General features: G+C 70.3%; 9 protein-coding genes. 6 read left to right on the top strand and 3 right to left on the bottom strand.

Annotation, left to right across the window (positions count from 1 at the left end; all coding sequences use genetic code 11):
- Nucleotides 1-648 (top strand): chloride channel protein (locus ACM2XV_RS10255; protein ID WP_487026861.1); only part of this gene is annotated, 648 nt, incomplete at its 5' end.
- 150 nt (nt 649-798) lie between these two features.
- Here ACM2XV_RS10255 and gndA read toward each other — a convergent pair.
- A complete protein-coding gene (gndA, locus tag ACM2XV_RS10250) occupies nt 799-2,262 on the bottom strand; it encodes an NADP-dependent phosphogluconate dehydrogenase (RefSeq protein WP_487026860.1) in 1,464 nt (487 codons plus the stop codon).
- Nucleotides 2,263-2,330: 68 nt separating this feature from the next.
- On the opposite strand from gndA, the gene ACM2XV_RS10245 reads away from it, so the two are divergent.
- The 4 genes from ACM2XV_RS10245 (at nt 2,331) to ACM2XV_RS10230 (ending at nt 5,576) form a co-directional block, all read left to right on the top strand.
- Complete coding sequence (locus tag ACM2XV_RS10245; protein WP_487026859.1) at nt 2,331-2,849, top strand: gluconokinase; 519 nt, start codon at nt 2,331-2,333, stop codon at nt 2,847-2,849.
- A gap of 47 nt (nt 2,850-2,896) precedes the next feature.
- On the top strand, nt 2,897-3,502 hold the full coding sequence (locus tag ACM2XV_RS10240; protein ID WP_487026858.1) for a TetR/AcrR family transcriptional regulator: 606 nt from the start codon (nt 2,897-2,899) through the stop codon (nt 3,500-3,502).
- A gap of 106 nt (nt 3,503-3,608) precedes the next feature.
- A complete protein-coding gene (locus ACM2XV_RS10235) occupies nt 3,609-4,214 on the top strand; it encodes a DUF6230 family protein (RefSeq protein ID WP_344773798.1) in 606 nt (201 codons plus the stop codon).
- A gap of 12 nt (nt 4,215-4,226) precedes the next feature.
- Nucleotides 4,227-5,576: a DUF6114 domain-containing protein gene (locus ACM2XV_RS10230; RefSeq protein ID WP_487026857.1), complete on the top strand. Its 1,350-nt coding sequence runs from the start codon at nt 4,227-4,229 to the stop codon at nt 5,574-5,576.
- Nucleotides 5,577-5,608: 32 nt separating this feature from the next.
- On the opposite strand, the gene uxaC is transcribed toward ACM2XV_RS10230, so the two are convergent.
- Nucleotides 5,609-7,009: a glucuronate isomerase gene (uxaC, locus tag ACM2XV_RS10225; RefSeq protein ID WP_487026856.1), complete on the bottom strand. Its 1,401-nt coding sequence runs from the start codon at nt 7,007-7,009 to the stop codon at nt 5,609-5,611.
- A 105-nt stretch (nt 7,010-7,114) separates the two neighbouring features.
- On the opposite strand from uxaC, the gene ACM2XV_RS10220 reads away from it, so the two are divergent.
- A complete protein-coding gene (locus ACM2XV_RS10220) occupies nt 7,115-7,528 on the top strand; it encodes a DUF3054 domain-containing protein (RefSeq protein WP_487026855.1) in 414 nt (137 codons plus the stop codon).
- On the opposite strand, the gene ACM2XV_RS10215 is transcribed toward ACM2XV_RS10220, so the two are convergent.
- Nucleotides 7,452-7,812, bottom strand: a 361-nt coding sequence (locus ACM2XV_RS10215; protein ID WP_487026854.1) for a substrate-binding domain-containing protein, incomplete at its 5' end; no start/stop codon positions are given. The genes ACM2XV_RS10220 and ACM2XV_RS10215 overlap by 77 nt on opposite strands.

Below are 7,812 nucleotides of genomic sequence, written 5' to 3'. Positions count from 1 at the left end.
GAGGGCGGCCACGCCTTCTATGCGGTCCACGGCGCCGAGACCTCGTGGTCGCTCGCCGTCTTCGCCCTGATCTTCGGCCCGCTGTTCGGCTTCCTCGGCTATTGGTTCGCGCACTGGACGGCGTGGGCCGAGCGCCGCAAGCCCGCGGGTCTGCCTGTGCTGTGGCTGCTGCCTGCGGCATCCGTCATCGTCGCCGTCGTCGGCATCTGGCTCCCGCAGGTGATGGGCAACGGGCGCGCGCTCGGCCAGTACGCGTTCGACTCGACGGGTTGGGCCGCCGTCGGCGTTCTGGTGATCGGGTTCGCCGCCAAGTCGGTCCTGACGCTGCTCACGATCCGCTCGGGTGCTGCCGGCGGTGTGCTGCAGCCGGCGATCGCCCTCGGCGCTGCCGGCGGCGCGGCGATCGGCGTCGCGTGGGCGCTCATGTGGCCCGGTTCGCCCGTCGCCGCGTTCGCGATCGTCGGGGGAGCGGCGCTGCTCGCGTCAAGCCAGAAGGCGCCGCTCATGGCGCTCGCGATCGTGTTCGAGTTGACGGATGCCTCGCCCGAGTTCCTCGCCCCGTTGGGTGTCGCCGTCGCGGGCTCAGTGCTCATGCGCCGCGTCCTCGAGCACCGCGAAGACCGGAATCAGAAGGCCCTCGACCTGTAGCCGAACGTGCGTGCCGCGGCCGGGCGACACTACGTGCCGGAATCGCGGGCCGCTACGGCCGCGCGGCGACAATAGCGGCCGGAAAGAAGGCGTCTTTCCCGCGTCTACTGTCGCCGCGCGATCGGCCGATGAGGGCGAGAGGGGCCGCGGCTAGTGCCAGCTCGGCTCGGTCTCGATCTCGGTGCGGTCGCCCGACCACAGGGTGTGGAAGATGCCGTCCTTGTCGATGCGCTTGTAGGTGTGCGCGCCGAAGAAGTCGCGCTGCCCCTGCACGAGGGCGGCGGGCAGGCGCTCGGCGCGCAGCCCGTCGTAGTAGGCCAGCGACGACGAGAACGCGGGGCTGGGGATGCCGGCCTCGGCGGCCGAGACGACGACGCGGCGCCACGCGCCCTGCGCGGCGGTCACGGCGTCGCGGAAGTACGGCGCGAGCACCAGGGCCACGAGGTCGGGGTCCTCGGCGTAGGCCTCGGTGATGCGGCCGAGGAACCGGGCGCGGATGATGCAGCCTGCGCGCCAGATCTTCGCGATGTCGCCCTTCTTGATGTCCCAGCCGAACTGCTCGGCGCCGGCGATGATCTCGTCGAAGCCCTGCGAGTAGGCGATGATCTTCGAGGCGTAGAGCGCCTGGCGCACGTCCTCGATGAACGCGTCGGGGTCGGAGGGCTTCCAGGCCTCGCTGTTGGGCCCGGGCAGCACGCCGGCGGCGGCCGCGCGCTGATCGGCCTTGGAGGACAGCGAGCGGGCGAACACGGCCTCGGCGATGCCGGAGACGGGAACGCCGAGGTCCAGTGCGTTCTGCACGGTCCATGCGCCAGTGCCCTTGGCGCCGGCGGCGTCGAGGATGACGTCGACGAGCGGCTTGCCGGTCTCGGCGTCGGTCTGGCGCAGCACCTGGGCCGTGATCTCGATGAGGTAGGACTCGAGCTCGCCGGTGTTCCACTCGTCGAAGACGTCGGCGATCTCGGCGGGCGTCTTGCCAGTGCCGCGGCGGATCAGGTCGTAGGCCTCGGCGATCAGCTGCATATCGGCGTATTCGATGCCGTTGTGCACCATCTTCACGAAGTGGCCCGCGCCGTCGGTGCCGACGTGGGTCACGCACGGCTCGCCGTCTTCGGCGCGGGCGGCGATCGACTCGAGGATCGGGCCGAGCGTCTTGTACGACTCGACCGAGCCGCCGGGCATGATCGACGGGCCGTTGAGCGCGCCCTCTTCGCCGCCGGAGATACCGGTGCCGACGAAGTGGATGCCCGTCTCGCGGATCGCCTGCTCACGGCGGATCGTGTCGTGGAAATTCGCATTGCCGCCGTCGACGATGATGTCGCCCGGCTCGAAGACCTTCGTGAGCTCGTCGATCACGGCATCCGTGCCCCTGCCCGCCTGCACCATGATGATCGCGGTGCGTGGGCGCGCCAGCGACGCGGCGAACTCCTCGTAGTCGTGCGCGGCGACGAAGCCCGCCTCGGGGTGCTCGGTGATCAGCGTCTCGGTGCGCTCCCACGAGCGGTTGAAGACCGCCACCTTGTTGCCCTCGCGCGAGGCGAGGTTGCGGGCGAGGTTCGACCCCATCACCGCAAGGCCGACGACACCGATATTTGCCACGGACTGCTCTGTCATGTGCTCAGCCTAGACAGAATAGAGACATGGATTCCGCGACGTCTGTCACACTGCAACCGATTGTTCTCATGGGCGTCAGCGGATCGGGGAAGAGCACCGTCGGCGAGAGCCTCGCCGCGGCATCCGGTCGCATCTTCATCGACGGCGACGACCTGCACCCGGCTGCCAACAAAGAGAAGATGGCGGCGGGCATCCCGCTCACCGACGACGACCGCTGGCCGTGGCTGCGCCGCATCGGCGAGCGCCTGGCGGTCGGCGACGGCGTGATCATCGCCTGCTCGTCGCTCAAGCGCACCTACCGCGAGCTGTTGCGCGAGTACGCGCCCGACGCGTACTTCGCCCTGCTGAGCGGAACGCGCGAGCTGCTCGCCGAGCGTCTCGCCGGCCGTCATCACGAATACATGCCGACCACCCTGCTCGATTCGCAGCTCGCGACGCTCGAGCCGCTCGGCGCCGACGAGCGGGGCGGGGTCTTCGACATCGCCCGCCCGGTGGGCGAGCTCGTCGCCGAGATCCGCGACGCGCTCGCCGCAGACCAGCCCGTCGACATCGCAGCGCCGGCGCCGGGTGACATCATCTGCGAGTGAGGCGACGCCTCAGCGGGCGCCCACCCGGCGCTCGGTAGGCTCAGAGGATGCCAGGCACCGAGCGCCGCACGCGCATGACGCCCGAGGAGCGACGCAAGCAGCTGATCGCTCTGGGCGTGAACTCGCTCGCCGACCGGCCCCTGGAAGACGTCACGATCGAGTTCCTCGCGGCCGAGGCGGGTGTCTCGCGCGGGCTGGTGTTCTACTACTTCAGCTCGAAGACCGGGCTGCACCACGAGCTCGTGCGCGCCGCGCGTGACAGCCTCATGCGCGCGACCGAGCCGCGGCCCGAGCTCGGCCCGGCCGAGCGGCTGCACGACACGCTCGAGCGCTTTGTGACGTTCGCGCGCGACCACCGGCAGACGTTCTATTCGCTCGTTCGCGGGGCGGCGTCCGGCGACGAGACGGTGCGCACGATCGTCGACGAGGTGCGCTCGGCCCAGGCCGAGCGGCTGTCGGTCATGTTCGGCGAGCTCGGCGTCGCGCCGAGCTCGCGGCTGTACGTCGCTCTGCGCGCCTGGGTGTCACTCGCCGAGCAGGCTCTGGTCGACGGCGCGGTGAACCATGAGCTCGGCCACGACGAGCTGGTCGTGTTCCTCGAGCGCAGCTGCCTCGCGGTGGTCGACCTCGCCTCGGCGCAATCCCGCGCCTGAGGCATCCGCCGCACTCGCCCGCCCCTTATTTGACCGGTTGTCAATAGGCTTGTAACCTCAACAGGGCAAGACAGAGTGGTCTTGCCACCGTTCCAAAGGGGGAGCAATGAACTTCAAGAGCATCGTGAAGTCGCGCGGGGGGCGCATCGCGATGGTCGCCGTTCCGGTGGGAATCGCAGCGGCGGTCGTCATGGGCGGGGTCGCCCAGGGGGCCGTGCCGGTCTCGTTCTCCATCTCGGGTCAGTCCTTCACCATGGGCGGCACCGAACTCGACGGCACCTCGTTCTCGCAGTACGGCGGCGTCGCCAAGCTGCAGGACGGAAAGCAGGTCCCGGTTGCCATCGCGAACATCGGCAGCGCCACGATCGCGAACCTGTGCCAGCAGGTCGTCACCGACACCCCGCTCGGCAAGGTCGGGCTGGTCATCACGGCGGGCGACCAGGCCGGCGCGCCCGTGAAGGCCCAGAACCTGCAGATCGGCATGACCGACCTCAAGGGCGACGCGGTGTTCAGCAACATCCGCATCGGCACCGACGCCGCCTCGGTCGTCACCAGCGCCAAGGGCTCCGCGGGCGACTTCGCTCAGGACTCCGAGGGCATCACGCTGAAGAACTTCTCGCAGACGGCCTACAGCACGACGGCCGGCACCCTGGCGCTGTCGAACATGCACCTCAAGGTCGTGACCGACGGCAGCGGCTGCCCCGGCAAGTAAGGCACGCGACTCGTGACGACACGACGCGCCACCTTCGCGCGTTGGCGCCGAGAGCGCCCGTTCTGGGGCGCGGTGCTGATCGCGATCGGCGGCATCGAGGAGTTCTTCTCTGGCCAGCTCGACATCGGGAAGATCCACATCCAGCTGGGGCTCGAGGGTCTGCAGGCGCTGGTGGTCCCGGCGATTCTGGTGCTTCTCGCGATCCTCATCGCACTCATGCCGGTGCACCGTATCTTCTACGGCGTCATCGCGCTGCTGCTGTCGCTGTACTCGTTGATCGGCGTGAACCTCGGCGGCTTCATCATCGGCATGCTGCTGTCGGCGGTCGGCGGCATCCTCGTCGTCGCGTGGGTGCCGAAGACCCAGGCAGAGGCGATGCGGGCGGATGCCTCGCCAGAACCCGCCCGCCAGGAACCCGCCCATTCGCGGGTGCTTCACGGCGAGGGCCATGCGGAGCCGGTGATCCCGCCCTCGCTGCGCACGCCCTCGGCCTCGGGCGACGAGACCCCGGGGCCCGACACCCCGCGTCGCCGTCGCGTGATGCGTGGGGGTACCGCAGCGGCCGTCGCCGCGCTGACGGTCGCGCTCGCCGCAGCGGCTCCGCAGCAGGCGCGGGCGGCTGAGCCGGCCGCCGTGCAATCGGGCTGCGTGCTGCTGATCTTCTGCTCGCCGGACCCCTCGCCGTCGCCCACACCCACGCCGAGCTCCACGACTCCCGCCCCGAGCCCCACCCCATCCTCGGGCTCGGGCGGGTCCCTCATCGAACCCGATCCGAGCGGCGGCACCTCCGTCCAGATCCCTGGCCAGAGCGGCGGCTCGGTTCCGGCCCGCGGCCAGACGCCGACGACGACCGCGCCCGCACCGAGCGACCCGACGACGCAGACGCCGCTCGTCGCCATCGGCGCCGACAACGATCACGGCATCTTCACGACCCCGTCGGCCAACACCTGGGGTGACACGCTGAGGATCGCCGGCCCGAGCCAGGTCGGCATCGTCACCGTTCCGCTGGCGAACGGCGCCCGGGCGACCGCGATCCGCGTCGAGTGCGACGAGCTCACGATCGGCAACTTCCACCTCGACTCCTCCAACCGGCAGGAACTGGTGAACCTCGACACCCACGGCATGACGCTCAAGGGTCACGCCGTGATCTGGATCGACCGCATCGGCACGAAGTACGGCGACGGCGAGGGGCTCGACAAGAGCCTCCAGGCGAACCCGCTCACGCTCGAGGCGCTTATGACACTTCTCGGGCAGGGGCACATGGTGCTTGGCCTGATCGGGGCGCAGGCCGACACCCTCAGCTACTCGGACTTCCACGAGACGGCGGCTCTGCAGAGTTCGGGGGTGCCCTCGGGCGACTAGGCGCCGTCGTCTCAGAGCGTGAAGGCGGCGTCTCAGAGCTTGAAGACGGCCCGGGGCTGCTCGTCGACCAGTCGGCGGGCGACCTCGAGCGCGTCGTCTTCGCTGAGCTGGTGCGTCACGACGAGGGACGCGAGGTACGCGGCATCCGCCCGTCGTGACATGTCGTGACGCGCCGGAATCGAGCAGAACGCGCGAGTGTCGTCGATGAAGCCGCTGGTCTTCGCGAAGCCGGCCGAGTCGGTCACGGCCGCCCGATAGCGGGCGATCGCGGCGGGAGAGTCGAGGAACCACCACGGCGCCCCGGCGAACACGCTCGGGTAGAACCCCGCGAGCGGTGCGATCTCGCGGCTGAACAGTGTCTCGTCGACGGTGAACAGCACGAGGTGGAACCCGGGCGCCGTGCCGAAGTCGGCGAGCAGAGGCGCGAGCGGCAGGGTGTAGGCGCCGACGGCGGGCAGGTCGTGGCCCGTGTCGGGGCCGAAACGGTCGAAGGTCGGGCGGTGCGTGTTGCGGTACACGCCCGCGTGTAGCTGCATGACGAGCCCATCGTCGACGGACATCTCGGCGAAGCGATAGAGCAGGTTGGCGCGATAGGCCGAGGCCTCGCCGGCGCTCACCTCGCCGGCGAGCCCCGCCCGGTGGATCCGCTCGGCATCCGCGTCGTCGAGCGGGGTCGCGTCGGCGATGAGCACCCCGGTGTCCGTGGCCGTCGCGCCCGCCGTCTGGAAGAACGCGCGCCGGCTGCGCAGGGCGTCACGCAGCCCGGCGTAGCTGCCGGTGTCGATTCCGGATGCCTCGGCGAGCGCCTCGAGCGCGGGTGTCCACGCCGCGGTACCCGGCGTCATGTAACGGTCGGCGCGGAACGTCGGCACCACCCGCCCGTGGAACGCCGGATCCTCGCGCAGCGCGAGGTGCGCCGACAGGTCGTCGGCGGGGTCGTCGGTCGTGGCGAGCACCTCGATGTTGAAGCGCTCGAACAGCGCGCGCGGGCGGAACCCGGGCTCGGAGAGGCGGGCCTCGAGCTCGTCGTAGATGCGGTCGGCGGATGCCTCGTCCAGCTGCTCCTCGATGCCGAACACCTCGGCGAGTTCGCTCTCGAGCCAGAACCGTACGGGGGTGCCGAGGAACGCGTCCCAGTGCCGGCACAGCAGGCGCCAGACGGCGCGGCCGTCGGCACCGCCCGCACCGACGCCCAGCTCGTCGAGGGGGACGCCCTGGGCGTGCAGCAGGCGGGTGACGTAGTGGTCGGGGGCGATGAAGAGCGCCGCCGGGTCGGGGAACCGCTCGTCGTCGTGCAGAGTTCGCGCATCGACGTGCCCGTGCGGCGACAGGATGGGCGCGGCCGCCACCTCGGCGTACAGGCGGCGGGCGACCTGCCGGGTGGCCGGGTCTGCGGGGAACAAGCGGTCGGGGTGCGGTGACAGCGCGCTCATGCGGGGCAGTCAAGCAGCAGGCATCCGCGGGAACAAACGTTTGCCGAACCTTGCCACGCCACCCGCTCTCGGCATTCTCCGAGCTATAGATGCAATCATGCATACATGACCGTATACAAGATCACGTCCGCACGTCGCGTCGGCCCGAGCCCGTGGCTCGTGCCCGCGATCTTCCTCGACCTGGCCCTGGTGACCGCCTTCACGATGGTGGGGCGCATGATCCATGGCTACGACCTCGGCTTCCTGGGCGTCGCCCACACGGCATGGCCGTTCCTCGTCGGCACGCTGCTCGGCTGGGCGGTCAGCCTCGCGTGGCGTCGCCCGTTCGCGATCCGCTCGTCGGGCATCCCGATCTGGCTCGTCACGATCGGTGTCGGCATGCTGCTGCGCTTCGTGAGCGGCCAAGGGGTCGCGCTGCCGTTCGTGATCGTCGCGCTCGTCTTCACGGGCGTGGTGCTGCTCGGGTGGCGGGCGATCGCGAAGCCGTTCGCGCGCCGCTCGGCTCTGCTCTCGAGTTGACCGGTGCCGCCGGCCCTGTCGACGCCCTGATGGTGAGGTGCGTCGGCAGGGTCGCGCTGCGCCGCGGAGCCTGACCGCCGAGCTGTTCGAGCAGCAGTTTCACCGCGGCGCGCCCCGCATGGGCGATCGGCGCGGTGATGGTCGTGAGCGGCGGGTGGCAGAAGTCCGCCCCGAAGATGTCGTCGCAGCCGACGACGCTCAGATCCTCCGGCACGCGGACGCCGCGTTCGGCGAGGCGGCGCAGCATGCCGATCGCGAGCAGGTCGTTGAACGCGAGGCACGCC

It is taken from the genome of Gryllotalpicola sp. CP2-P1 (assembly GCF_057512245.1).
Note: the sequence above shows the minus strand (reverse complement) of the source record. Positions and strands in the feature narration are given on the sequence as shown.